This window comes from Microcoleus sp. AT9b-C3 (genome assembly GCF_036705485.1).
GTDB lineage: Bacteria > Cyanobacteriota > Cyanobacteriia > Cyanobacteriales > Microcoleaceae > Microcoleus.
Map to the genome: position 1 here is coordinate 89,248 of NZ_JAUBUR010000008.1, position 26,575 is coordinate 115,822.

Here is a 26,575-nt window from a genome sequence, read left to right on the forward strand (position 1 = left end):
ACGGATTTGCTATTATTAACAATGTTTTTTTGAGTAAGCGCCAAGACGCTAAGGACTCGAAGGAAGAGAAGAGAAGAGCGTTATAGTATGTAGGGTGCGCCGAAGAACACCGAATATTTATGCCGCTTCTGGGTTTAACTGAATCATTTCCCAAGTGGTATAAGTGCCGATCGCACCCCAAATAACGTAAGGCAAAAGTAACAAAGCCGCAGTTTGAGAAATCGGCAAAACAGCCAACGTCAACACAGCTCCCACAATCTCGCCAGCCCCTCCCAAAATTGTCCCTACTTTGAGACTTTTGGCTCTGAGAGTAGTGGGAATATAAGCAACTGTTACAACTTCTAAAAGCAAGTACAAAACCATCAGCAGCCATATTTTAAGGCTCCCTGGCTCATGTTCCCAAACGACAGAAGCGCTGCCGGCCCCGCAAGCAAAAATTACCGTCCAAATCAACGGAATAGCAGGCTCAAAAAACATCCAATCCGGTCTTTTAAGTTTGACTGCCCAGTTAATATCGCGCAGTTTAAAAAACAAAGTGCCGAAGGCGACTAAGAAAGTCACGCCGCCGATAATCATCCAAGATTCGATCATGGTTTTCAACTTTCAAATTGCTCGATCGCTCATTAAGTCGATCGTGTCAAATCCAAGCCGAACTTAGATCCGCCTATAGTAATAACTTTTTTGACATACTCCCCGGCCATCAGGCACGGGGATTCTAAGGTCAAACAGCAATTGCAGGCTCTCGCCCGTCTGACATCGCCTAACTTAGCGGTTGATGCCCCAACCGCACAAATATTTTTGGTGGCATTTTCATCCCGCCCATTTAGTAATTGGCAGGACGGACAACGCCATTCTCTCACTGATAAATCTAGTTTTTCCAGAACATGACTGCAATGAAAGCAAGTCTTGCTCGATGGATACCAACGGTCGATAAAAATGATTTGTTTACCTTTCTTCGTCGCCACCCATCCCAGAATTTGCAGGAATTCCCCAAATGCTAAATCTAAAATTTTCCGTCCCCAGAGGCGTTGCATTCCCTTCAGGTTCAACGTCTCAAAGCACAGCACGTCAAACTTATCTGTTAGTTTATGTGCCAGCTTCCAGAACCAGTCAGAGCGCCGATTCACCACATCTTCATGCTGGCGAACAAGATACTTTCTAGCGCGTTCCCGATTGGCTGAACCTTTCTGTTTATGAGAGTGCTGGCGACTCGCTTTCTGGATGGCATTAAGCGACTGTTTGAGGAATTGAGGCGATTCGATTTTGGCAGCATCCGAGACGGTGAGGAACGTTTTTAAACCAAAGTCAAATCCAGCGATTCTACTCGTCTCGAATTTGCTTTCTGACTCCGAAACGCTATCAACAACCACAACCATAAACAACTCACCTAATCTCGTGCGTTTAATGGTTAAAGTTTTGACTGTTCCCTCAATTTCTCTCGATTTCCAATATTGATACACTTTCTGCCCAATCTTGAGCCGATTGCCACCTAAAAACTTGTATCCAGCCTGTTTTAAGGTGAAAGACTTATATTTCTTTACTTTCTTGAATCCCGGCGCCCTCACTCCTTTTTGATGATGTTTGAAAAACAACTGGTAGGCTTTCTCAATGCGCTGGCAGATATCCTGCACAGCTTGAGATCCAACCAACTGCCAGAACGGATTGCGCTTCCGCAGTTTGGCAATATGAGCCTGAAGTTTGGCGCAGTTCAAATGCTTAGCCCACATCCGGTAGTACCGTTTATGGAGTGCTATACAATGGTTATAAATTACCCCGGCAGCATTGATGGTTCGCTTGAGGTATTTATTTCGCTTATGATTGTATAGTTTGAACTTCAGAGTCTTCATACTATTATTGTATAGTCAAAATGTTCTCATGGGGGACTCAGAGAAAATAAAATACAATAAAATAAAAAGCCGTCCTAGAAGGACGGGGCTTTAGACCCCTTAATTTCGGTAAAGCCCGATGCAATTATCCCTAACCGCCAGACAAATTCTTAGCAAACTCATCGCGTCCAGACACCAAATTAGCTGGAACGCCGTTAGGGTAATTTTGTGCGATTAAAGCTTGCAACTTTTGAACTCGGTTTTCGGGGTTTGGGTGAGAACTCAAAAACTCCGGCGGCGCTTCGCCCTTCCTAGCAGAACCGAGAATTTGCATCACCTCAACAATACCTCTAGGATCGTAACCCGCTTCCGTCATAAACCGAAAACCGAGCTGATCGCTCTCAAGTTCATCGGATCTACCGTACCGCAAACCGACAACTTGATTGACAGCTTGAGCAATTAATGCTGCCTGCTGACCGCCCCCGCGATCGTCGCTAGTAGCTACCCCAACCGCCGTTACCAAAGCCCTGCCCAACTGCTGCTTTGCCAAGTGTTCCGCACCGTGGCGCGCCACAACGTGACCGCTTTCGTGCCCCAGTACCGCAGCCAATTGAGCCTCGGAATTCAGCCGCCGCAGCAGCCCCGCAGTAATGAAAACTTGTCCCCCCGGTAAAGCAAAAGCATTGACAGTTTGGGCGTCTCGCAGCAGGTGGAATTCAAACGGATAACCAGCTTGTTTCGCCGCCGAACCGTTGACAACTCGTTCTCCTACTCGATCGATATACTGCTGAATACTCTGGCTGGGATAAAGCCCCCCGTACTTAGCGGCCATTTGATCTCGCGCCCGCAATCCCAAAACTACCTCTTGGCGGGGAGAAAGCTGCACGCGCTGTCTCTCTCCAGTTACCGGATTTTGTACGTCGTTTGTAAAATAGGTGATTGCCCCAAAAAATGCCATTAATAGCCCGATCGCGGCTCGAAATAAAAATTTATTCACAGGCTTTTACCTAAAAACTTTCGCGCTTACAATACTAGGGTGACAGCTCTCTCCACATCTGTCTGAAGTATCAAGAATGGAAAGTTGTTAGAGTTTTTTTGGATGATTTGCGAACAAGGCTTTTTTTAACGAACCGCGAAGGCGCGTTAGCCAAGCGGCACGAAGGAAGAGAAGAAGAGAAGAAGGTTATAGTTATTAAATTGGTTAAACCTATTGAATCCATTACAAAATCAGTTGCCGAACTTCTTTCGCAATATGTTTCAAGCTACCCGCCGCCGCCTTGCTATTTGGTACACTGCCGTTACTGCTGTATTGTTACTTGTATTCGCCACTGGTTTCTATTTCTATGTCCGCAATACTTTGATCGATCGCATAGATGACACCCTGCATCACGTTGTTGAAGTAATAGAGCGAACTCTCGTTATCGAACCGCTCAATTTCCCTAATACTGAAGATAAAATTAAGTTGCAAGTTAATATTCAAGCGAGTTTTCGAGATAGTACCGATGCAGTAGAAGACGACCACATTGATTTAGAATGGTTCAGTCCTACGGGCGAATTGCTGTGGTCTACATTATCGGAACCGTTGAATATTCCCATTCACGCTAACCGCACCGGCGAAACAGTTTGGATAATTAATAATAAGTTGCAGTCCGATCAAAACCACTCCCTCAGACAAGTAACGCAGCGAGTACAAATCGGGCGCCAAGTTCTGGGATATTTGCGAGTCAGCCATCCTTGGTTTGAAGTGACAAAACCCATCCGCCAATTAATTCTCGATTTGATTTTGGGCGCGGGTTTAACTCTAATTTGCGTTGCAGCTATTGGCTGGCTGCTGTCGGGATTGGCGATGGCGCCGGTGCGGGAGTCTTACGGGCGTCTCAAACAGTTTACCGCTGATGCTTCTCACGAACTCAGAAATCCGATCGCCACTATTCAAACTAACGTCCAAGTAGCTTTAGCGGAACCGGATATCGAACCGCAGCAGCATCAACAGCTACAAGTTATCGAACGTCTCACGCGCCGTTTGGGGCGCTTGGTTGATGATTTGCTGTTTTTAGCCAGACAAGATAGCGGTATCGTTCAGCAGCAGTGGATTGAGGTTCCTCTCGATGCTTTGCTGATGGAGGTAATTGAAGAACAACAGGCTCACGCCACTACCCAAAATCTCTCTCTTTCTTTGGAAATTGTCGATCTGCCCAACGCTGAGGACAACTTTACAGTGTTGGGAGACTGGGATCAACTAGCCCGACTTTTTACCAATATCGTCAGCAACGCCGTGCAGTACACCCCCTCTGGAGGTCAAATTCAAGTAGAATTGGAGGTGGCAGCTAAAAACAAAAGAAATTCGCCGATGTTAAATCCAGCGCTGCAAATAAAAGTAACAGACACCGGCATCGGAATTTCCGCAGAAGCCCTGCCGCATTTGTTCGATCGATTCTACCGCGCCGATCCCGCCCGTACCCACCGCAGCGCCGCTGGTTCCGGTTTAGGATTAGCCATCGCCAAAGCAATTGTCGAAAATCACCGCGGCCAAATCCGCATTGACAGCCAAGTCGATCGAGGTACCGCCGTTACCGTCACCCTCCCCGCCCACAAATCAGAAGCATCTCGCCCCTAAAACTTCCCCTCCTCCTCTGCGCCGTCTGCGCCCTCTGCGGTTAAAAAAAATCTACCCCTCAAGCCTGATTCTTCTTACCTCTGCCCCAAACCCAGCTATTAAAATTCAATTCACGCATAGATTAACATAAACCTTGTTGGAAAACCTCGATCGAACTTGTGAGGAGTTATTTATGTTTCGCCACAATCTACCGTTAAAAAAAATCAGCTTGCTAGCAGCCACCTGCGGAGGTTTACTCGTTAGTCTCGCAACACTTTCCCACGCCGGCGGCCCCCCGCCCCAACAAGGAAAACCCGTTTCCCAACCCGCAGAGACTCCCGCAGCCACTGAAGAACCCGTCAGCGAACCAACTCCGGCTGCGAGTCCGGGCCTCAGCGGGATGCCATCTACACCCACAGACGCGCCTCCCCGCTTCCCCCTGCCCAGTGCGCGAGTTACGCCTGCTGAAGGCGGGATAGTAATTAAACTGGTGAATACCACCAATGCTGTCATCAATTATCAAATCGTAGGCGTTACCCAGCCGCGCACTCTGGGTGAACAATCGGAAATTTTGCTTCAAACCCTCCCAGTGCCAATCACCCTCACTTACCAGCGCCCCGACGGCGGATTGGTGCTGGTTCGCCCCCAAGCAACCGCGATGCCGGGAATGTTGCAAGTCAGTTTCGGCGCGACAACTGAGGTGGCCGCTGATACAAAATCCCTAGAAATTCAGGAAGATGGGAGAGTATTTTTGAATTAGGTTAATTAGTTGGCGGTTGACTGTTGACTGTTGACGGTTGACTGTTGACGGTTGACTGTTACCATTCGTGTCAACTTCACACTAAAATCCATAATAAATATCGTTTATAGTCGAGTTTTGATCCCCCCTAACCCCCCTTAATAAGGGGGGGACAAGAGTATTCTTACGTCCCCTCTAACTCCTATTAATAAAGGGGGAAGAGCATTCAAAGTCCCCCTTTTAAAGGGGGATGCGAGGGGGATCGAAACTTGGATACAAACGAGATATTATACACAGGATTTTAGTATTATGTTGACACCGATAGGCTGTTACTAATTCCCAATTTCCCATTCCAAATTCCCAGTCCACCGTCACTCGCCTAGTAACAACGGAGGTAACTTAGTAAAAGGTAAATCCTCGTTGATTGCATCAATTTCTTCCTGTTCTCTTTCGTTGATTTGACCGATATAAGACTTGAGAATTTGGGCCAGACGGTTGTTATAAAATCGGTGCAAACTATAATTTGGCGTAGCTGGAAAGCCGCGCCGTTTTTTGTGTCTGCCCCCCGCACCCGGATCGAAGCTTTGGATGCCCCGATCGATCGCCCATTCGATCGGCGTATAGTAGCAAGCATCGAAGTGCAAACAGTCTATTTCCTGCAAACTTCCCCAATAACGCCCGTACAGTCGATCGCCCTTATACAAACAAAAAGACATACCCACCGGCTGTCTCTCATCTTCCTTATCGTAGGCGGCTACAAATAAAACTCGATCGCGATAATTGTGGTGCAACTGTTCAAAAAATCGCTTAGTCAGATACTTGCTTCCCCACCAACCAAATTTGTCGCAAGTATTCTCATAAAAAGCATACATTTGAGCAAACATGGCTTGGGGAATTTCATCGCCCGTCAGCGTTTTTATCAACAAACCAGCTTGATCGACTGCTTTGCGTTCGCGTTTGATATTGCGGCGCTGGTTGGCATTAAATGCGCCTAAATAATTGTCAAAATTTTGATAGCCTTGATTTTGCCAAATATAACTGTGGTGCAGCCAACTGCTGAAACCGTGGCTTTCCATTCTTTCGCGCCATTCTGGATCGACATAAAGGAAATTGCAACCAGAGATATTGTGGCGATCGCAAAAATGGTCGATCGCGCTTACCATTACTGCCGTTAACTCGTCTTCATCTTCCCCCTCGGCAATCAGAAACCGATAGCCTTCAGCCGGAGTAAACGGCGTCATTCCCATCAATTTGGGATAATAGTGAACACCCAAACGTTGGGCTAAATCCGCCCACTGATTATCGAATACAAATTCCCCGTAACTGTGACTTTTGACATAAAGTGGCGCGCAAGCAATCAACTGTTTGTCTCGCCAGACTGTTAAGTGATGCGGTAGCCAACCGGTTTTACCTGTTGCACTGCCCGATACTTCGAGATTGTTCAGCCAATCCCATTCGAGAAATGGAGTTTTTAGTGGCATCGCCAGGGCATCCCACGACGCTTGCGGGATTTCGCCTATTTTGCTAATCCATGCTACAGAATATTGAGGTTTTGGCTGTTTCAGCATAGGGAGACTTGTGCGTAGAGCGATCGAACTTTATTTAACTTAATATAATTTCCCCTGTTCCACACTTGTTACCAGGCTCTGCCTGGTAACGCAGATCCAGAGGCTCTGCCTCGATTTTCCTTGCGCTGGCGAGGCACAGCCTCGCTTACATGGGTTCCCAGGCAGAGCCGGGGAACCAGTTAAAATGCGCGACTATCGATCGACCCGATAATGCAAAAATACCTCTTGTCCCACCTGTTTAACCGCCAAAAGCTCCAATTTTGGAGCTAAATCCGCCAAAAAACCCTCTCCCTCCACAGGTGTCGGTGCATCCGCGCCACCTAAAATTAACGGGCATACCGTCAGCCAAAGTTCGTCTACCAAGCCTGCAGCCAGCACAGACGCTACCAGTTTTCCCCCACCCAGAATCGCCAAGCGTTTGATATCGAAGCTTGCTAGCTGTTGAAACGCATCAATCCAATCAATCTCTCCACCTGCGGTTTTCGCATAGATAATTCGATCGAACTTACTGTTTGTCATCGGGTAGGGAAACGGCAATGCTGTGTGCCTACTGTCTTGCCCCGTCAGCAGCCACCGAGGCACCGGTTGCTGGAAAAATCGCAAGTTTGGGTCAAATTGGGACGATCGCGAACATACAATTTGCATCGGTTGTGGGGGCTTCCCTTGCAGTTCCCTCTGTTTGACCAATTCCGGCGAAATTACTCTCATCGTCGTCCCATAAGCCTGTAACGTGCCGTTGCCGAACAAAACCGCGTCGCTTGCTGCTACTTGCTGTTCGAGGTGCGCTTTGTCGTTGGCAGAACCGAATCTCGCGGGCGATCGTACTACATCGGCAATTTTACCATCGGCACTGACTGCGAGTATTACTGTTGCTAATGGTCGATCGATCTTATCTGTCATTAATTTATCAAACTTTTCACGGGCGGTCAGAAACCGGGTTTTTTCCGAAATACTTCGTTACCACCCACAGATTCGGGCAAAAACCCGGTTTCTTTGTGGCGACGACCCAGAAACCGCGGGGATTTAAATCGCCGAAGATTTATTTTTTAAGGTAAATAACCCAATGTAAATAATACGATATTCTCTAATTGTACCAGTATTTCTGGATTAAGTTCACCAATTTTATTTCGCAGTCTTGTTTTCTCCAACACTCGCATTTGATGGCACAATGCAACAGAATCTTGAGCTAATCCTCCCTCACCGCCGGGAATCAAAACACACGAAGGAAGAGAGGCACGGCGCAGATTAGTTGTGAGAGGAATACTGATAATAGTAGTCGTGTACCTCGAAATAGTATCGTTCTGAAAAACGATTGTGGGACGTACACCAGCCTGTTCGGAACCTTGTGTCGGATCGAAGTCGGCAATCCAGATTTCACCCCGCCTGGTTGTCATGCCAAATCCTCATGTTTGAGAAGTTCTGCATATTCGCTGATTCCAAGTTCTGCAAGTTGTCGGTCTTCTTCGGCAAATTCGTTGTAGAGTGCAGCTAATTTAGTTTCATCGATCGCAGGAATAGTCACTAATTTGGCACGGAATTTCAGAAAGGCAATAAATTCAAATACTTGTTTTAGTTGTTCTCGATCGAGCTTTTCTAAGTCTTGTTGGATTAACTCTTTCATGACAGTCATTTTTGTTGTCAAGTTTTCTGTATTATAGCCCGATCGCACATCCACAAAAAACCCGGCGGTTGAAACCTAAAAACCCGATCGCACATTTCTCCCCAATTCGATCGCACATCAACCAAAAACCCGATCGCCCGATCAACAAAAAACCCGATCGCCCATCCACAAAAAACCCGGCGGTTGAAACCGCGGCTACACCGACAAAACCCGACGAAAGCGGGTTGAAGATTTCAGCCGATGATTTTCAATCTCCGAATACCCTCTTCGTCCGCGTGGACATCGTTTGTGTAGACGCGGTTTCCAACCGCCGGGATTTCAACCGCCGAGGATTTCAAATTAGCTCGCCCCTCCAAACACAAAAATTTGATTATCGCCCGCCGCTAACTCCTTCCAAACGCAGGAAATGCACCTGGCCCGACACATCCCCCGCTACAACTGTCACTCCATCAGGCGCAAAAGCACAGCCATAAAATGTACTATCTCCGCTGAAACTAGCAACCTCTTTACCTGTGAGCAAATCCCAGATTTTCAGGGTATTATCCTCTGAAGCCGAAATCGCTGTGAGTCCATCCGGTGCGATCGCCACAGCATTTACCGAGTTACTATGACCCGTGAGAGTTTTCAGTTCCCGGCCTGTCTCGGTGTCCCAGATTTTCAGGGTTTTATCGTATGAAGCGGAAATCGCTGTTTTACCGTCGGGTGCGATCGCCACTGCTGTTACATCGCGAGTATGACCCGTGAGAGTTTTCAGTTCCCGGACTGTCTCGGTGTCCCAGATTTTCAGGGTTGTATCCCATGAAACGGAAATCGCTATTTTACCTTTGGGTGCGATCGCCAGTGCTTTTACCGACTTACTATGACCCGTGAGAGTTTTCAGTTCCCGGCCTGTCTCGGTGTCCCAGATTTTCAGGGTTTTATCATTGGAAGCCGAAATCGCTATTTTACCTTTGGGTGCGATCGCCACAGCATTTACCGACTTACTATGACCCGTGAGAGTTTTCAGTTCCCGGCCTGTCTCGGTGTCCCAGATTTTCAGGGTAGAATCCTCGGAAGCGGAAATCGCTGTTTTACCGTTGGGTGCGATCGCCACAGCTTTTACCGACTTATTATGACCCGTGAGAGTTTTCAGTTCCCGGCCTGTCTCGGTGTCCCAGATTTTCAGGGTTTTATCATTGGAAGCCGAAATCGCTATTTTACCTTTGGGTGCGATCGCCACAGCATTTACCGACTTACTATGACCCGTGAGAGTTTTCAGTTCCCGGCCTGTCTCGGTGTCCCAGATTTTCAGGGTAGAATCCTCGGAAGCGGAAATCGCTGTTTTACCGTTGGGTGCGATCGCCACAGCTTTTACCGACTTATTATGACCCGTGAGAGTTTTCAGTTCCCGGCCTGTCTCGGTGTCCCAGATTTTCAGGAGGGTTTTATCCGAAGATGCGGAAATCACTGTTTTACCGTCGGGTGCGATCGCCACTGCATTTACCCCGGAACTATGACCCGTGAGAGTTTTCAGTTCCCGGCCTGTCTCGGTGTTCCAGATTTTCAGGGTATCATCCCTTGAAGCGGAAATCGCTGTTTTACCGTCGCGTGCGATCGCCACTGCTGTTACCCAGCTACTATGACCCGTGAGAGTTTTCAGTTCCAGGCCTGTCTCGGTGTCCCAGATTTTCAGGGTTTTATCCGAAGATGCGGAAATCGCTGTTTTTCCGTCGGGTGCGATCGCCACTGCTAGTACCAAGGAACTATGACCGGTGAGAGTTTTCAGTTCCCGGCCTGTTTCGGTGTCCCAGATTTTCAGGGTATTATCCCCGGAACCCGAAATCGCGGTTTGGCCGTCTGGTGCGATCGCCACTGCACTTACCTCGGAACTATGACCCGTGAGAGTTTTCAGTTCCCGGCCTGTCTCGGTGTCCCAGATTTTCAGGGTTTTATCCGAAGATGCGGAAATCGCTGTTTTTCCGTCGGGTGCGATCGCCACTGCATTTACCAAGGAACTATGACCAACAAGCGTCCGCAGCGCACCTTCATTTGCCCGCTCTAAATTAGCCCTCACAGGCCGCAACCAAGGACGATCTCTCGACTGCTTTGCTTGTTCCAGCAACCCCTGAATCTGGGGTATTTCAAAATCCAACAATCTCCCCCACAGATGCTCTACCAGTTGCGTTTTATCCTGATCCAAAACGTGCGCCGACTTGCGGATTGCCCCTTGAATCCATCTCAGAGTTTGACCTTGCTCCTCCGACAGCAAAACATCAGAAAATCTCGCCAAATCGTAATCCTCAATTAGCGCTTGTACCCCCAAAAATTCCAGTTTCATCTCAATAAAACCGAAATCCGTCAACCAAGCACAATAACGGTCAACCTTCCCCCCTTTCGCAAATCTCTTCGGTTGGTATTTCAGCAGCAAATCTTGATCTTCCTGACACTGCTGCGCCAACCACACACCTAATTCGCTCATAGCGGCGCTCCTTCTGTAGAGTTATCACTAATGTCATCATTAATATCTTCCAGTGTTAGTCCAGCCGACTGCACGGTTTCATCCGCTTCAAGAAACTGCCGAAAACTGTTGTGATAGATAGTGTATCGAGTTTCCTTCCCTACTTTCTCCTGTCGCAAAAACGAATTCCATTTTACGACCACCTGCTGTACTTTCATCACATTTTCCTCGCCGGCAGATTTAGCCAACCAGCGACAAGAAACTGCTTCCTCAGCTTGCGACAGGAAATAGATAATCCTAATCTTCAAGTCCAGCAGAGGATCGCCTTCCCTGCCTTTCATCTGTCCCCAGTGTTTTTGATAATATTCCTCCAAACCCGCTGGCAAATCATTTAAATTCACATCATTGTATGTGCCGCCTTCAATCTCATCAAGTACGTGGCGGAGGTAGATAAATTTCTTTTCGCTTTTTTCGGCTACCGCCGTCACAAACTGTTCCCGCTGCAAATTTCGACACTTAATCCAATCCTGAATTAACTTGCTTCTCTCCGTGCGTTTTGCCAGATAATCCTCGACATCTTCGAGACTTTTTGCATCGTATTTCATCAAATCAAAAACTGTCCGGTTAGCTGCCGGCATTGGCAGAAATTCCGGTCGCTTGGAAACAATAAAATAAACGTTATCCGGCAAATCATTAGGCAAATACGAAACATTGCTACCGCTACTTTGCAACTTCAAATCAACTTCATCCAGCGCATCCACAACAAAAATTATTTTTTTATCCCTGCTAGACTTAGCGCTAACTTCCTTCAGCAAATCGCCTAGAAAATTGTTATTTTTTAGGGCATTTTCCGGCAGTCGCGGATACTTATCTTTAAGGCCAAAACCTTCAATCAACTGAGTGCAAGCATTTTCCAAAAAAGTTTCAGCGCTGATAATTCCGTCCGGTTGCGAGTTGAAATGAGTAACGCAGCGTCGCTTCAACATCACCACACAGGCTGCCATAATCGCGCTTTTCCCAACACCAGGTTCCGCTTCCAAAACAAAATAGCCTTTTTGCTTTGTCTTCAGAAACTCGTTAATTGCTTCAAACACAAATTTCCGACCGGTAAAGTCTTTAATTCTGTCCTGAATAATCGTCTCAGACTTCACAGGAATCGGCAAACGCGGCGCAGCAGGATCGATATATCTTTGCAGCAATGCCCGAATCTGCGCCAAATCGTCGCGGATTTCAACTTCGATCGCGCCCAATTTCGCCATCACTTGACAAATCTGTTCGCGAGTTGCTACCCCCTCCAACTTGTCCAGAATCTCCCGATTTTGCAGCCCCAAATCCTTGAGATCCGCCAAAGCAATTTGGTGCAGATTCAACAGCATCGCCGCAAACTTTTCTCCTCCCTGCGCCGCATCCTGTTTCAGCACTTCCCGGTACGCCTGCGGAAATCTTTCGTAGAGTCTTTGCGCCACAAAATCCACGATTTCTGCATCAAAGGATTTCCCCTCGCTGGCGGCGAATTCCCCGATGAATTTTGCCCAATCTTCCGGTGTCAATCCCGTAACTCGATCGAACTCCGCAGCATCCGCCGAAAAAATCAGAGTCAGTTGCTCTTCCGAAATATTTAAACCCCTTGACAAATCAGCCGTTTGTGTGTTAATGTTCAGCCAATATTCAGGAGTCTTCTCGGCTAATCGATCTAAAGCCTGTTCTGGAGAGGGCAAATTTTTGGTTTTGGCGATCGCAATTAACTCATCCGACTTCGCAACCTCTTTCAAAAGATAGCCGATCACCTCACCCGCCGCCTTAATCAAATCGTGATTGTCAAGAATATTCGGATTTTTTGCCAACTTTTCGGTCATCAGATTTCCCAACTCGTTAGCCGCCATATTCCCCGCAATACCGCCCGCGATCGTTGCTAAAATCGAAATGCCCCCAACGACGGGATTGGCCATCACACCCAATGCTGCTGTCACTCCCGGATTGGCGATCGCGCTGGCAATCATTGGCGCAACACCCATCACCGCACTCCATCCAAGAACCCTAACTTTAGTATTACCTAAATCAATTAACGACATACTTTAAATATTCCCCGCACTTTGCAATACTTTAGCGCGGCCAGATAATTAAATACAAGATTGATTAAGCAAATCGACAAAACGGCAAATTCGGACACGGCAATGCCGTTTCCCTACATCAAAATAATCCATTACCCGATTAATTATCGAGGACACGGCAGTGCCGTTTCCCTACCCTAAAATAATCGATTGCCCTCCCTGATAAATGTCACCATCCCCCCATTAATTTTAGGGACACGGCATTGCCGTATCCTCTTACGGCTGGGCATCCCACCCGTTTTCTCCGATCAAACGAGCCCCGATTAATTGTAGGGACACGGCACTGCCGTCTCCTCTTATGGCTGGGCATCCCGCCCGCCACCCACAAAATCGGATTTGTAAACTTTTTTATCAACCCGATCGCACTGCTTGTATATAACGGATAATATCTGTTTATTTATTTTTCCTATCCAGCGATCGCCCTCAAAACAACTTTACCTTTCTTTACAAACCAGCAACCAAAAAACGGCGTGGGAGGTAAAAATTCCGTTGCCGACTTTAAATGCGTCGCGCGATCGACTAAAGTAAAAAAAATGGCTTTATCCGTTTATTCATCGCAAAGGAAACAAAGCTCATGGTTCAACGCGGTTCTACAGTTCGGATTCTCCGCAAAGAATCCTACTGGTATCAAGAAGTGGGCACCGTTGCTACGGTAGACCAAAGCGGCATTAAATACCCAGTTATCGTTCGCTTTAACAGCGTAAATTATGCAGGCGTCAACACTAACAACTACGCCCAAAGCGAATTAGTCGAAGTGGCAGCACCCAAAGCAAAAGCGAAAACAGGGACTCCAGTAGCTTCCGGCGGCAAACAAACCACCCTCGACGAGAAAACTCGGCAAACCGGCCAGGGTAGCCCCTCGCAGCAGCCGAAAACTACCGCGGACAGCAAAGCGGGCTCCGAAACCCCCGGCACTGTCCAAGGTTCGCCTCAAGGTCAAGGAACAGAACAACGCTAATTGTGCCAGAACTGCCAGAAGTTGAAACTATTTGCCGGGGCTTGAATCAAGCAACCCTCGATCGAGAAATGTTGGGCGGGGACGTGTTGTTAAACAGCACGATCGCCCGCTCAATCTCTGCGACCGATTTTTTGACAAAACTCAAAGGAAAGTCGATCGCCCGCTGGTACAGACGCGGCAAATACCTCCTGGCAGAACTATCTCAATTCCCAGAAGGAGAAAGAGAAAAACGGAAAGGGGAAGAATCTAGGGATCGAACTCCAAGCTCTTCCCTTCTTCCTTCTTCCTTCCTCCTTCCCTCAAAAGCCGGCTGGTTGGGCGTTCACCTGCGGATGACCGGACAACTGCTGTGGGTGAACAGATCCGAACCCCTGCAAAAACACGCGCGAGTGCGGCTATTCTTTGAAGGAAACCAAGAATTGCGGTTTGTAGACCAGCGCACCTTCGGGCAAATGTGGTACGTGCCTGAAGAAACCGAGGTTTCCAGCACAGTCATCGGTCTGAAACTTTTAGGGCCCGAACCGTTTTCCGACGAGTTTACAACAGAATATTTGACCCGCAAGCTGCACCGGCGGGCGCGACCAATTAAAACAGCTTTGCTAGACCAAGCACTGATAGCTGGTTTGGGCAATATTTACGCAGACGAAACTTTGTTTTTGTCGGGAGTGATGCCCACAACTCTGTGCGCGGATTTGACCGCAGAGCAAATTGGGCGCATCCATACAGCTATTATTCAAGTTTTACAGAAGGCGATCGCATCCGGTGGCACCACTTTTAGCAATTTTCTCAACGTCCAAGGTGTCAACGGCAACTACGGCGGCGTCGCTTGGGTGTACAATCGCGCCGGTCAACCCTGCCGCACTTGCTCCACAACCATCGAACGTATAAAATTAGCAGGGCGATCGACTCATTTTTGCCCCATTTGTCAGATATAGGAAGCAGTGAATGGATTTTAGGCTTTAGATTTTAGATTTTAGATTTACCCCACGTATCGCACCCCTTTATTCCTTAGTCCGTGTAGGCGGGCTTCGTTTTTTTAGTAGCCATTTCAATCGCAGAGTGACTTTCAAGCCAAATCTAGATTAAAATTTGTATAGTTTTTTAAACTAAACAAAGCAAGTTATGGCAATCAAGAAAGGCAGTATAGTTCGCGCTGTACGCGAAAAATTGGAAAACAGTCTAGAAGCCAAAGCCAGCGACCAGCGCTTTTCCTCGTATATATTTGAAACAAAGGGCGAAGTGATGGATGTTCGCGGCGACTATGCCTTCGTCAAATTTGGCAAAGTTCCCACTCCCAATATTTGGCTGCGGGTAGATCAACTCGAAGATTTTAAGTAAGTCACCAAAACTAAACATCACTGCTCTTAATGTAGCGAAGGGTGCACACCGCGCACCTTTCCCCAATTAAGCTGATTGCTAAAATCTAAAATCTAAAATCTAAAATCCAATGAATTCTCCATCAAACCGCGTATCAATTATTGGTGCAGGCAAAGTGGGCAGTACCTTAGCCCAGCGAATTGCTGAGAAAAATCTGGCAGATGTAGTATTGCTAGATATTGTGGAGGGTTGGCCGCAGGGCGTTGCTTTGGATTTGATGGAAGCCAGGGGAGTCGAACGCCACGATCGCCAAATTGTCGGTACAAATGATTATACAGATACAGCAAACTCAAATATCATAGTAATTGCCGCCGGAGTGCCGCGCAAACCCGGTATCAATCGGGAAGATTTAATTAAAATCAATGCTCGAATTGTCACCGAAGCCACAAAACAGGCGATCGAGCATTCTCCCGAAGCAATCTTAATCACAGTCACAAATCCCCTAGATATCATGACTTATTTAGCTTGGGAAGCTGCGGATTTGCCAAAACACCGAGTCATGGGGATGGGGGGAGTTCTCGACTCTGCCCGCTTTGAAACTTTTATAGCAATGGAATTGGGCGTTTCAATTGCTGAAATCAATGCAACTGTCATCGGTTCTCACGGCGATTTGATGGTTCCTTTGCCCCGCTATTCTACTGTCAACGGTATTCCCATCAATCAACTTATGGATGCTGGGGCGATCGATCGACTTGTACAGCGGACTCGCCACGGCGGCGCAGAAATTGTAGAATTGATGAAGACGGGTAGTGCTTATTTTGCACCCGCATCTGCTGTCTGTTTGATGGTAGAATCTATTTTATTTAATCAGTCGCGACTCTTGCCTTGCTGCGTTTATTTGCACGGCGAATACGGTGTGCAAGATATCTTTTTAGGAGTGCCCTGCCGCTTGGGAGATCAGGGAGTCGAACAAATAGTGGAACTCGAACTCAGCGATACTGAAAGAACAGCCTTTATCGAGTCGGGAAAATTAGTTGCCCAAAATATTGAGGAAGCGAAGGCAATACTGCAAAAGGCTTCTTAAGTTTGTAGCAGTTCGTCGATCGCAGCAGCAGATCGCTCGTCGCTTCAATATAATAATTTATATTGAGTATGAGAGTGCGATATATATGTCGGAAGTTTGCTGATCGGATTTCAACCTCGCTTTGATAAATATTATTAATCATGCTTGTTATGCTGTATTTTAAAAGCAGAAAAAAGGGTAAAAAATAACCGTTCGATAAACACAATATTGTACTCTCACAAATTTGGTAAAAAAGCAAAAATTGACATACGCAGTTAAATTTTTTATTCGCGACAAGGGCATCGGAATTTCTCTTAAATTTTCAACAATAATCTTCCCAGTTTTCTTTACTAAACCAACACGCAGTGGGTTTAGGGTTATCTCTCACTCGCAATAGTATGGCAGAACCACAGGTTGCACTTTAAAGGTAGAAACCGAAATGTGAGTTTATAGGAAATTTATCCTTTTGGCGGTAATAATAAAAAGGTGACAATTTCAACCGAAGGCGAGCAAAAAAAATGTCAAAATTAGTCAGGGACGCTCCTCCCGATCGCGCCAGGGAAGCGGGTTTCTTCGTTATACTTTCGGAGATTACCTGAGTTAATTACCTTAATAAACCGGGTTTATGTGTAAGTTTTGTTATCCTAATTCTCAATAATTGACAATTTATGACGTAGCAAGTTATGCCTTTTTTCAGTAAATATACGGGAGCTAAGATGGTCGATTGACCTGCAAATCTCGAAAAAATACGGAAATGCAACGTGAGTAGCCGCTAAGTGCTAGCAGAAGGAGGAGAATATGTTCTTTACCTTTTTGAGTTACCAGGCTCAACTTGCAGAGCGCTATTGAGATGCCATCAACCTCGATACCAAACCGCAAAATAACTAAAAAAAAAGCATTATGTTTCATGAATACCTGTATCACGAAGTCAGCAACCTGCGCGAGAAACTAGCTCACCTAGAAAGACAAACGCAGTCTCAAACCTGGTTCAAAAAGCTGCAAGCGCTGATGGGAGTTATTAGCAAAATTCGTGAATCCCTAGACTTAGAAACAATATTCAAAATCACAGCCACCGAAGTTCGGCAACTCCTAAATGCCGATCGAGTCGCCGTCTACCGCTTCTTTCCCGAATCCGAATGGAATGAAGGCGAAGTAGTGTCCGAAGACGTACTGCCCCAATACAGCCCATCTTTGGGAACCAGAGTCCGCGACTACTGTTTCGGCGAACAATTTGCCGCCAACTATGCCAAAGGATACGTTCAAGCAGTCACGGACATTTACAAAGCCCGGTTGAGCCCTTGTCACCTCAAAATCCTCAAGCGATTTCAAATCCGAGCCAACTTAGTCGTACCCCTACTGCAAGGCCAGCACCTGTGGGGATTGCTGTGCATTCACTCCTGCGGTCAACCCCGCCAGTGGCAAGAAGACGAAATCGAATTTGCCAGACAAGTAGGCGACCATTTAGCAGTTGCTATCCACCAAGCCGAACTGCACTTGCAAACCCAGAGGCAATTAGCAGAAATCGAAGCGGCACAGCAGAAACTCCGCGACAGCGAGCAAAAATATCACCAAATTCTCGATTCGATCGCCGATATGGTATTAGTCAAAGGCCCCAAATCCAAAATTGTTTGGGCAAATCAAGCGTTCCGCCACTATTACGGCATGACTGAAGAGGAACTTCAAGGCATCGTAGACGCACCTTTCGCCGATCCCGACAATACTCTCCAGTACGTCAGAGATGACGCCTTCGTATTTGACACCGGACAGACTCTGCAAATTTCCGAAGAACCGGTGACGCGCTACGACGGAAAAGTGCGGCTGTTCAGCACTGTCAAAACACCGATCCGCAACGCCGACGGCCAAATCGTCATGACTGTCGGTGTCTCCCGCGACATGACGGAACGCAAACAAGCAGAAGAAGCCGTCAAAGCCAGCGAAACCAAATACCGCAGCCTGGTAGAAACCTCCCAAGACATGATTTGGTCGGTCGATGCGATCGGGCGCTACACCTTCGTCAACCCAGCAGTTAAGTACATCTACGGTTACGAACCAGAAGAAATGATCGGTAGGCCGTTCTCCGACTTTGCGGCACCCGAACAAAGCCAGAAAGATTTAGAAGTTTTCGCCCGCCTGTTTGCCGGAGAATCAGTTTTCCAGTACGAAAGCACCCACATAGCCAAAGACGGCAGCATGAAACATTTGATGTTCAACGCCATCGCCCTGTACGACGAAACCGGAAACTTCCTAGGCACCACCGGTACAGCCGCCGACATTACCGATCGCAAGCGAGCAGAAGCAGCCTTACAACACGCCAATGCAGAACTAGAGCGCAGAGTAGAAGCACGCACGGCAGAACTGCGCCAGACTTTTGCCGCCCTCAGTGCCAGCGAAGCCAGGTTCCGGACGATCGCGGCCACCATCCCCGGAGCTCTGTTCCAGTTTTGCAACCGCGGCGGAGTTTGGCAAGTTGACTACGTTAGCGATCGCATCTTCGATCTCACGGGCGTCACAGCAGCAGAAATGACGCGAGACTTAAATACATTCATTTCTCGCATCCACCCCGAAGACTCGGAAAGCCACCTCGCTTCCGTCAACGAAGCCGTAGAAAATCTTTGTCCCTGGCACTACGAAGGGCGGTTAGTCAAGCCCGACGGTGAGATTCGCTGGTGGCAGGGCGACTCCATGCCCACCCGCAGCGAAACCGGCGAAATAATATTTTGCGGCGTTTTGCTCGACATCACCGATCGCAAAGTTGCCGAAACCGCCATCCGCAACAGCCAGCGGCAGCTCAAAGAAGCCCAGAGGCTCGCCCACGTCGGTAATTGGGAACTCGACGCAGCCACCGGAACCATCACTTGGTCGGAGGAACTCTTCCGCATCTTCGGGCTCGAACCGGCCGCCTTTGCGCCCAACATAGCCGAACAGGTAGCTCTGATTCATCCAGAAGATTTGGAATTGTGGGAAACCCAAGTGCAGCGGGGACTCGCAACAGGCATCCCTTTTGATTTTGACTTTCGCCTTTACCGTCCCGACGGCATCTTGCGACACGTGAACGCCGTGGGTCAAGCCGAAACCGATGTGAACGGCAAGGTGGTAAAACTGTTCGGTGCGGCGATCGACATTACCGATCGCAAAGTCGCCGAAGCAGCACTGCGGCAAGCAGCAGCCGAGTTGGAAGACAGAGTGAGCGAGCGCACGGCCGAACTTTCCCAAGCCGTCACGCAATTAGAACAAGAAATTGGCGATCGCAAACAGGCAGAAGCAGCGCTGCAAGTTTCCGAGCAAAACCTGCGAATTATATTTAACAATGTCTACGATGCTATCTTCATTCACGATTTAGAAGGCAACATTCTCGATGTCAACAATCGAATGTTAGAAATGTACGGAGTGAGCCTGGAACAAGCAACAAAATTATCACTTAAAAATGACTATTCAAGTGGCGACAATCCCATTGAGAAAATGGAAGAACTTTGGGAAAGAGTATTAGCCGGCGGAACAGGTCGCGTGGAATGGAAAGCGAGGCGTCCCAACGACGGTTCAACTTTTGATGCAGAAATTGCCCTGTCTAGAATTCATCTTAACGGCAATCTCAGCATCATTGCCAACGTCCGAGATATTAGCGATCGCAAACAGGCAGAAGCAGAACTCCAACACGCCCAACAGTTTATGGAGTCCGTACTCAAAACCATACCCGTAGGAGTGGTTGCCAAGGATGCCCAAGAACTGCGATTTGTACTGTGGAACCCAGTAGCTGAACAGTTACTCGGTTTCAGTGCAGCAGAAGTGATTGGCAAAAATGATTACGACTTTTTCCCAACAGAACAAGCTAATTTTTTCACCACCAAAGACCGGGAAGTGCTCAACAACCGGCAAATTGTAGAAATCGCCGAAGAAGAGATTGAAACGAGGCAGGGAGAAACGCGGATATTTCATACCAAGAAAACATCAATCCTCGATGCTGATGGCAAACCGCAATATCTATTAGCTGTCACCGAAGATATTACCGATCGCAAGCAGGGAGAAATTGCCTTGAGGCGATCGGAAGCCCGACTCAGACAGCAGGCCGATCGAGAAAAATTGCTCAACAACCTCACTACTCAAATCCGCAATTCCCTCGATTTTGACAGCATTATTGCTGTCGCAGTCCAAGAAATTCGCGCTTTCATGCAGATCGATCGTTGCAACTTTAGCTGGTATCGCTGCGACGGGGAGGAACCTTTCTGGGAAATTATTAAAGAATCTCGCCTCCCCCAACTTCCAGATTTAACAGGTCGCTATAAAGCTTCTGACTTCGGTGCTTTAGGAGAAACTGTCTTGCGTCTAGAAACGCTGCAAGTCGATGATGTCGGAGCAATCGCAGACACTGTTTGGAGAAAGTCTCTTAGTTTTATGGGCTACAAATCTATATTGGCAATTCCCATGCAGGCACTTTCGGGAGTCGTGAGTGTTGTTACCTGCTCCCACTCCGCTTCTGTGCGACATTGGAGCGACAGCGAAGTAGAATTGTTGCAAGCGGTTACAGTTCAATTGGCGATCGCCCTCAACCAAGCCGATCTTTACGCCCAAACTAGCAATAAAGCTCTCGAATTAGAGCAAACCTTGCAGAAATTAACCAGCACTCAATCGCAGTTAATTCAAAATGAAAAAATGTCGAGTCTCGGTCAACTTGTGGCAGGAGTTGCCCACGAAATCAACAACCCAGTTAACTTTATTTACGGCAATCTCACCCACGCCAACGACTATACTCAAGACTTGCTGCACCTGATCGAACTTTATCAAAACCACTATCCCGATCCAGTCCCGGAAATTCAAGAGGAAGTAGAAGCTATTGAACTCGACTTTCTGATGGAAGACCTGCCAAAGTTGCTTTCCTCAATGAAAGTCGGTGCAGACAGAATTCAACAAATTGTTGCTTCTCTTCGCACATTTTCCCGCATGGACGAAGCCGAAAAGAAAGCAGTCAACATCCACGACGGCATAGATAGTACCCTGATGATTTTGCAGCACCGGCTCAAAGCTAAACACAATCATCCAGAAATTGAGGTGATTAAAGAATACGGCAATTTGCCCTTAGTAGAATGTTATGCCGGACAGTTAAATCAAGTATTTATGAACATCTTGAGCAATGCTTTGGATGCTTTGGAAGAACGGGATCTGCGCCGTTCTGCTGAGGAAATGCGGGAACAGCCCAGCCACATCCGCATCCGCACTGAAATATCGCCAGCGGGCAAGGTAATCATTCGGATTGCTGACAACGGGCCGGGAATACCCGAGACTGTCGGCACTCGGCTTTTTGACCCGTTTTTTACCACTAAACCTGTGGGTAAAGGCACTGGGATGGGCTTGTCAATTAGCTATCAAATTGTTACAGACAGACACAACGGGTCGCTCAAATGCACTTCTTCGCCGGGACAGGGTACAGAATTGGCGATCGAGATTCCCCTCAAAGCTAATTGTTAATGGGGAATTGGTAAGTTGCAATCGGCAATTGGCAAGGGCGAAAACATTACGGTGCGTCAGTTGGGTAATTTTCAACCATCTCAAATCCGGTAGCATTGTCTTGATAAAATCGAGTCAATAGTCAACAATCATCGACGGTGCAACCGGAATTAATCTAATTCATCTGCGTTAATCTGTGTTAATCTGCCCTCATCTGCGGTTCAAAAAAGAGAATTTATCGGGCCGCAGATGACAAGAGATTAACGCGGATTCACGCAGATGAATAATTCCGATGCTAACAGATTTGATATCATCACCGAAAATGTAATTTTGATGCACCATTTATTCCCTGGTGCATCAGTTTTGAGAGTGTGAGTTTGTAGCAAAAATGTCTTCACTCAGTCCATAATTGCTCTATTACCGAGATTTATCAGCATTTCTGTCACGGCAGAACTGTCCAAAGGTTTAGAAAACCAATATCCCTGAGCTAATTCGCAGTCGAGTTCTCGAAGCTGTGCTAACTGTTCGCCTGTCTCTACACCTTCGGCGATCGCATTTAATCCCAAATTGTGAGCCAAAGTTACGATCGCCCGCACAATCTGCAAAGGCTGACCCCCGTCGTCACCATTTTCGACAGCCCCCAAGCGGCTTACAAAAGATCGATCGATCTTCAGTGTATCCAGCGGAAAACGGTGCAAGTAACTTAAAGACGAATAGCCAGTACCGAAATCGTCGATCGACAATCGAATATTTCTACCTTTTAATTCGGCTAGCACAATATTGGCTTTTTTCACATTTTCTACGATCGCGCTTTCAGTAATCTCCAATTTTAAACAGCTCGGATCGCAGCCAGTTTCTGCTAAAATTTCATCGATTTCATCGATTAAATTCGGGAAACCTAACTGTTTAGGAGAAAGATTGACGCTCATTGTTAATTCCGAAGGATCAATAATTGGTAATTTAAAATTGGGAAGTGGTAACTGGGAAGTTGTACTGAGCGTACTTGTACTGAGCGAAGCCGAAGTAGCCGAAGTATTGGGAATTGGGAATGGGGAATTGGGAACTGGGGAGTGGAAATCGGTAATCGGGAAGTGGTAACTGGGAACTGGTAATTTTTTAGCGATTCTTTCTTTCCTGTTCGTTCTTCCCTGTTCCTCATTCCGTGTATCAGTTAAATCAGTTAAATCCTGTAGATTGCCCGTTGCCGACTTCCATCGGACTTGTTCATTCCTTATTCCGACTTCCATCGGACTTCTTCTCTCTTCCTCAGTTAACATTTCTTGCCAAATCCGCAATTGCTGACAAGCTTCCCGCAACACCCAGGCTCCCAGAGGCACGATCAAACCTGTTTCTTCAGCTACAGGGATAAAAGTAGACGGCGGAACTAAACCCCGAACAGGGTGGTGCCAGCGCACCAAAGCCTCAAAACCTTCGATCGCACCGCTGGCGATCGAAACAATTGGTTGGTAGTGCACAATAAAGTGCGAACATTGATTCTTGCTCTCTCCTAATTCCTCCTTGCCCAAAATAGCCAACCGCAGGTCAGTTTCTAACTGCAACAGCGACATAGTTTGGTCGTGCATCGCCAAATTAAACACTTCGTGGCGGGCCTTACCCAAAGCTTTAGCGCGGTACATAGCGATGTCAGCATCGCGTAGGAATTCTTCCGGGTGAGTGTACGAATTTGATGCGCCACTGGCGGTGGCTTCGCCTCGACTGAAAACAATGCCAATGCTAGCGGTGGTAAATACTTCGTGCCCTTCGAGATGAAACGGCTTCGTCAGTTCTTTTTGTATCTTTTTAGCTGCGAGGGTGGCGTCGCTGAGGCTCTGAATGTGGTCTAGCAGGATGGTGAATTCGTCTCCCCCCAGCCGGGCGACGGTATCAGAAACTCGGACGCAGGTTTGCAGTCGCTGGGCGAGGGCGATTAGCAGTTTGTCTCCTAAAACGTGTCCTAAAGAATCATTAACTACTTTGAAGCGGTCTAAATCTAGGAAAAGTAAACCAAATTTGTAATCGGGGGACTGATTGGATCGGCGGATGGCTTGTCCTAGCCTGTCTAGGAACAAAAGGCGGTTGGGCAAGCCTGTCAGCGCATCGTGAAAAGCGCCGTGCAGCAGTTCCCGTTCTACTCGCTTGCGCTCGGTGACATCTCGGATAATAATCTGGGCGGCGGTTGAGCCTTGATAAGTAGCGGGGATGCCGGCAACTTCAACATCTATTATTTGTCCGTCGAGCCGCATCAGTTTTTGTTCGGCAAGGTCGAGAGGCTTATTTTCTTTCTCGACTAGCCGAATGCGCTCTCTGGCTGTTTCCACATAGTTTGGATGGACGAAATGCAATACCGGAAAGCCGATTAGCGCCTCGGGAGAATTCGCACCGAGGAGTTTAGCGCCCGCAGCATTGATGTAGGCGATTTTTCCTTCACTGTGAACGGCGATCGCTTCGGGAGATAGTTCTACTAAACGGCGATAGCGTTCTTCACTTTCTTTGAGAGATACTATTAACTCGCATCGGTCTTTTTCAGCTTGCTGGCGTTCGACTTCCATTTGGTGAACCGCCAGAATTTTGCCAATACTTTGAGCCATCAATTCTATAATTTCTATTTCCTCGTACTTGAACTTTCTTTGCTTTATTTCTCGCGAACTAAAACTCAAAGTACCGTAAGTTTTATTGTTAACAAAGATCGGCGTTCCGATGTAAGATTCCGCCTGGCAGTTCTGATAAGCAGGATGTTCGCGCATCTCAATATCTGCTCCTATATGAGAATACGCAACTGTTTTGTTAAGTTTAATGACTGCGGCGCAGTAAGTATCGCCGAGGTTCAATTCTAAGCCTCGCACGAAGTATTCTAAATCGCTTTTCGCTGCTCGAACAATAAAATTCTCGTTTTCAACTTCAGCCAGGATGCCCATAGAAAGTCCAAACATCAAACAGCCTGCTGTTAGATAATCGTCAACCCGTTCTTCAAAGTTTTGATAATGATAAGTTGTAATCCGGTGCAAGTGTTTGAGATTAGCGCTAAAAGCTGCTAAAGCTTGAGAATTTAAAAATAATTCTTCTTCCGATCGCTGGCGGTCGGTAATGTCTGTTTGTACTCCAATAAAGTGGGTTAAGTGTCGCCGCGAGTTGTAAACCGGAGCGATCGACAGTTCGTGCCAAAAAGGCGTGCCGTCTTTCCGAAAGTTGCGTAATATAACTTGAGATTCTCTGCCTTCTTCAATCGCAGTTCGCAATTGTTGGGCAGCGGGGCTGTCAGTGTCTGTACCCTGCAAAAATCGGCAATTCTTCCCCATTAACTCGTCTCTGCGATAACCCGTAATCCGCTCAAAACTGGGATTGACATAAATAATCGGATTATCTGCAACGGTTGCGTCGGTGATTGCAATGCCGTTGCTGCAACTTTCGATCGCCCGTTCCATCATTTGTAAGCGCTCTTGCGATATAATGCGCTCGATCGCCGCAGCTAACACGTTGGCGATCGCTTCTACAAAATAAACGTCATCTTGACTGAAAACCCGCTTTTGGCTGCTATGAACCCCCAAAATGCCCCAGGCCTGCGAGGAGGAACTGTTCGCTGGTTCTGCTTGTCCCCAGTTGCTCCCCAGTCCTCGATTGCCGGGAATAATTACAGTAACGCCGCTGACAGCCCGGTGGTTATGCAGTAGCGGCAACTCGCTAAAGCGCGTTTCCACCCGCAAATCTTCGACGATTGTCGGTTCGCCCCAGAGCAATGTGTAACCTGCTTGCGATCGGGCAGAAGCGGCAACAGTAGCGCTGCCGACGAGGCCCGGCTGCCAGCCAACCCCCGCTCGCAGCAGAAAAGCATGACCAGAGGGCAACAGTTCTAACAACTGACAATAATCAACGTCCAAGGTTTGAGCAATTAAAACCGCAGCTTTGTCCATCAGTGCAGACAAATCTGTTTCGGCCAGGGCCTGCTGCCCCAAGTAAGCGACGGCCGCTTGCTGGCGCGCCCGCGAGTGGATTGAGGTGAGCAATTCCTGCTCCTTGGCAGCCGCTCGCTTCCGATCCGTAATGTCGCTGAACACCGACAGAACAGCTTTCCCCGACACCAATGTCAGATACCGCATCGATACACTTGCCCAAAACAGCGTGCCGTCAGCTTTTTTAAGCCGGACTTCTGTCTCGCGGACGTGTCCGTTGCGGGCGAGCCGCAACAGCAATTCCTGGCGCTCTGCTGGTTTGTGGTAGAGTATTTCGGCTTTTTGGCGGTCGATCGACTTGAATCCTGTGAACCCGAAAGCCTGACGGCATAAATCATTGCTATAAAGAATTGTGCCGTCCGCCAGACTGCTGACGATCAAGGGTATCGGCATCGAGTTAGCTATGGTCAGCAGTAATTCTTTGGTTCCTTGCAGCTCTTTGTACAAGTCTGGCTTGGAGACCCAGCCGTGACAGTTTTCAGAGTTTTCAGGGATAAAACTTTCCATTCTTTAATCGATCCATTAGCAGGACAACTTTTTTAAACTTGTGGTAAATGACGATTTCCGATGCAGAGCATTGGTAACAACTGAAGACTTAATTTCATTTGTCAACCAGTAAGATTACTCAAAAAAACTGCTTTTCTAGGAGTAGAAAATTCGTGATTTGGGAGTAGGTGGGCATATATGGCCCTCGGCATGATTCCTCGATCGCGTCAATCTGAGTTTTGTACCCACAATTCGAGTAAATTCTGAGCATAATTGCTCATTGACAAATGCTTCCCTAGCTTTAGTTGTCAGGGATGGATGCAGAGGACGATCGACAGTAGCCCACCACACATTAATCTTAACCACAACAATGCCAATGAACCCCCTAAACTGCTCGGCTGGAGTTTGATATCATGCAATCTCGGTGGAGACCACATCTGTCTTTGGTATGAAAATCTACTGTTTTT

The 26,575-nt window shown here is 47.4% G+C and carries 18 protein-coding genes; 7 read left to right on the forward strand and 11 right to left on the reverse strand.

Going from position 1 to position 26,575, the window contains the following annotated elements; all coding sequences use genetic code 11:
• Positions 1 to 117: 117 nt before the first annotated feature.
• From QUB77_RS09960 to QUB77_RS09970, 3 genes are all read right to left on the reverse strand, one after another.
• Positions 118 to 591 carry a tryptophan-rich sensory protein gene (locus QUB77_RS09960; protein ID WP_333171871.1) on the reverse strand — a complete coding sequence of 158 codons (474 nt, stop codon included), beginning with the start codon at positions 589 to 591 and terminating at the stop codon, positions 118 to 120.
• A 32-nt stretch (positions 592 to 623) separates the two neighbouring features.
• The gene (locus QUB77_RS09965; RefSeq protein ID WP_333171873.1) at positions 624 to 1,847 is read right to left on the reverse strand and encodes a transposase; all 1,224 of its coding nucleotides are present in this window, start codon (positions 1,845 to 1,847) and stop codon (positions 624 to 626) included.
• A gap of 130 nt (positions 1,848 to 1,977) precedes the next feature.
• On the reverse strand, positions 1,978 to 2,823 hold the full coding sequence (locus QUB77_RS09970) for a M48 family metalloprotease (protein WP_333171875.1): 846 nt from the start codon (positions 2,821 to 2,823) through the stop codon (positions 1,978 to 1,980).
• 255 nt (positions 2,824 to 3,078) lie between these two features.
• Here QUB77_RS09970 and QUB77_RS09975 point away from each other — a divergent pair, with 255 nt between their 5' ends.
• Entirely contained in the window at positions 3,079 to 4,443 is a 1,365-nt protein-coding gene (locus QUB77_RS09975) for an ATP-binding protein (protein WP_333172120.1), read from the forward strand.
• Positions 4,444 to 4,615: 172 nt separating this feature from the next.
• A complete protein-coding gene (locus tag QUB77_RS09980) occupies positions 4,616 to 5,182 on the forward strand; it encodes a hypothetical protein (RefSeq protein ID WP_333171877.1) in 567 nt (188 codons plus the stop codon).
• Between the two features lie 350 nt (positions 5,183 to 5,532).
• On the opposite strand, the gene QUB77_RS09985 is transcribed toward QUB77_RS09980, so the two are convergent.
• From QUB77_RS09985 to QUB77_RS10015, 7 genes are all read right to left on the reverse strand, one after another.
• The gene (locus tag QUB77_RS09985; RefSeq protein WP_333171879.1) at positions 5,533 to 6,729 is read right to left on the reverse strand and encodes a GNAT family N-acetyltransferase; all 1,197 of its coding nucleotides are present in this window, start codon (positions 6,727 to 6,729) and stop codon (positions 5,533 to 5,535) included.
• A 192-nt stretch (positions 6,730 to 6,921) separates the two neighbouring features.
• A complete protein-coding gene (locus tag QUB77_RS09990; RefSeq protein WP_333171881.1) occupies positions 6,922 to 7,629 on the reverse strand; it encodes a dihydrofolate reductase family protein in 708 nt (235 codons plus the stop codon).
• A 146-nt stretch (positions 7,630 to 7,775) separates the two neighbouring features.
• The gene (locus QUB77_RS09995; protein ID WP_333171883.1) at positions 7,776 to 8,123 is read right to left on the reverse strand and encodes a type II toxin-antitoxin system PemK/MazF family toxin; all 348 of its coding nucleotides are present in this window, start codon (positions 8,121 to 8,123) and stop codon (positions 7,776 to 7,778) included.
• Positions 8,120 to 8,350: a hypothetical protein gene (locus QUB77_RS10000; protein WP_333171885.1), complete on the reverse strand. Its 231-nt coding sequence runs from the start codon at positions 8,348 to 8,350 to the stop codon at positions 8,120 to 8,122. Before QUB77_RS10000 ends, QUB77_RS09995 begins: the two co-directional genes overlap by 4 nt.
• 31 nt (positions 8,351 to 8,381) lie before the next feature.
• Positions 8,382 to 8,519, reverse strand: coding sequence for a hypothetical protein (locus tag QUB77_RS10005; protein WP_333171887.1), 138 nt, complete (start codon positions 8,517 to 8,519; stop codon positions 8,382 to 8,384).
• Between the two features lie 201 nt (positions 8,520 to 8,720).
• Positions 8,721 to 10,808 carry a beta-propeller domain-containing protein gene (locus QUB77_RS10010; RefSeq protein WP_333322990.1) on the reverse strand — a complete coding sequence of 696 codons (2,088 nt, stop codon included), beginning with the start codon at positions 10,806 to 10,808 and terminating at the stop codon, positions 8,721 to 8,723.
• Entirely contained in the window at positions 10,805 to 12,859 is a 2,055-nt protein-coding gene (locus tag QUB77_RS10015; protein WP_333171891.1) for an ATP-binding protein, read from the reverse strand. Before QUB77_RS10015 ends, QUB77_RS10010 begins: the two co-directional genes overlap by 4 nt.
• Positions 12,860 to 13,472: 613 nt before the next feature.
• On the opposite strand from QUB77_RS10015, the gene QUB77_RS10020 reads away from it, so the two are divergent.
• From QUB77_RS10020 to QUB77_RS10040, 5 genes are all read left to right on the forward strand, one after another.
• Complete coding sequence (locus QUB77_RS10020) at positions 13,473 to 13,856, forward strand: photosystem I reaction center subunit IV (protein ID WP_333171893.1); 384 nt, start codon at positions 13,473 to 13,475, stop codon at positions 13,854 to 13,856.
• Positions 13,857 to 13,858: 2 nt separating this feature from the next.
• On the forward strand, positions 13,859 to 14,791 hold the full coding sequence (locus QUB77_RS10025) for a DNA-formamidopyrimidine glycosylase (RefSeq protein ID WP_333171895.1): 933 nt from the start codon (positions 13,859 to 13,861) through the stop codon (positions 14,789 to 14,791).
• A 187-nt stretch (positions 14,792 to 14,978) separates the two neighbouring features.
• The gene (locus tag QUB77_RS10030) at positions 14,979 to 15,194 is read left to right on the forward strand and encodes an NAD(P)H-quinone oxidoreductase subunit O (protein ID WP_015178120.1); all 216 of its coding nucleotides are present in this window, start codon (positions 14,979 to 14,981) and stop codon (positions 15,192 to 15,194) included.
• 109 nt (positions 15,195 to 15,303) lie between these two features.
• The gene (mdh, locus tag QUB77_RS10035; RefSeq protein ID WP_333171897.1) at positions 15,304 to 16,257 is read left to right on the forward strand and encodes a malate dehydrogenase; all 954 of its coding nucleotides are present in this window, start codon (positions 15,304 to 15,306) and stop codon (positions 16,255 to 16,257) included.
• Positions 16,258 to 17,136: 879 nt separating this feature from the next.
• Entirely contained in the window at positions 17,137 to 21,696 is a 4,560-nt protein-coding gene (locus tag QUB77_RS10040; RefSeq protein WP_333171899.1) for a PAS domain S-box protein, read from the forward strand.
• 377 nt (positions 21,697 to 22,073) lie between these two features.
• Here the strand turns inward: QUB77_RS10040 and QUB77_RS10045 are convergent, their stop codons facing one another.
• Positions 22,074 to 26,129, reverse strand: a complete 4,056-nt coding sequence (locus QUB77_RS10045; RefSeq protein ID WP_333322992.1) for an EAL domain-containing protein — start codon at positions 26,127 to 26,129, stop codon at positions 22,074 to 22,076.
• Positions 26,130 to 26,575: the final 446 nt, after the last annotated feature.

What these genes read in the sequence shown, in the direction of transcription:
- QUB77_RS09960 (WP_333171871.1), bottom strand. Translation starts at nt 591, where the DNA reads ATGATCGAATCTTGGATGATTATCGGCGGCGTGACTTTCTTAGTCGCC.
- QUB77_RS09965 (WP_333171873.1), bottom strand. Translation starts at nt 1,847, where the DNA reads ATGAAGACTCTGAAGTTCAAACTATACAATCATAAGCGAAATAAATAC.
- QUB77_RS09975 (WP_333172120.1), top strand. Translation starts at nt 3,079, where the DNA reads ATGTTTCAAGCTACCCGCCGCCGCCTTGCTATTTGGTACACTGCCGTT.
- QUB77_RS09980 (WP_333171877.1), top strand. Translation starts at nt 4,616, where the DNA reads ATGTTTCGCCACAATCTACCGTTAAAAAAAATCAGCTTGCTAGCAGCC.
- QUB77_RS09985 (WP_333171879.1), bottom strand. Translation starts at nt 6,729, where the DNA reads ATGCTGAAACAGCCAAAACCTCAATATTCTGTAGCATGGATTAGCAAA.
- QUB77_RS09990 (WP_333171881.1), bottom strand. Translation starts at nt 7,629, where the DNA reads ATGACAGATAAGATCGATCGACCATTAGCAACAGTAATACTCGCAGTC.
- QUB77_RS09995 (WP_333171883.1), bottom strand. Translation starts at nt 8,123, where the DNA reads ATGACAACCAGGCGGGGTGAAATCTGGATTGCCGACTTCGATCCGACA.
- QUB77_RS10000 (WP_333171885.1), bottom strand. Translation starts at nt 8,350, where the DNA reads ATGAAAGAGTTAATCCAACAAGACTTAGAAAAGCTCGATCGAGAACAA.
- QUB77_RS10010 (WP_333322990.1), bottom strand. Translation starts at nt 10,808, where the DNA reads ATGAGCGAATTAGGTGTGTGGTTGGCGCAGCAGTGTCAGGAAGATCAA.
- QUB77_RS10015 (WP_333171891.1), bottom strand. Translation starts at nt 12,859, where the DNA reads ATGTCGTTAATTGATTTAGGTAATACTAAAGTTAGGGTTCTTGGATGG.
- QUB77_RS10020 (WP_333171893.1), top strand. Translation starts at nt 13,473, where the DNA reads ATGGTTCAACGCGGTTCTACAGTTCGGATTCTCCGCAAAGAATCCTAC.
- QUB77_RS10030 (WP_015178120.1), top strand. Translation starts at nt 14,979, where the DNA reads ATGGCAATCAAGAAAGGCAGTATAGTTCGCGCTGTACGCGAAAAATTG.
- mdh (WP_333171897.1), top strand. Translation starts at nt 15,304, where the DNA reads ATGAATTCTCCATCAAACCGCGTATCAATTATTGGTGCAGGCAAAGTG.
- QUB77_RS10040 (WP_333171899.1), top strand. Translation starts at nt 17,137, where the DNA reads ATGTTTCATGAATACCTGTATCACGAAGTCAGCAACCTGCGCGAGAAA.
- QUB77_RS10045 (WP_333322992.1), bottom strand. Translation starts at nt 26,129, where the DNA reads ATGGAAAGTTTTATCCCTGAAAACTCTGAAAACTGTCACGGCTGGGTC.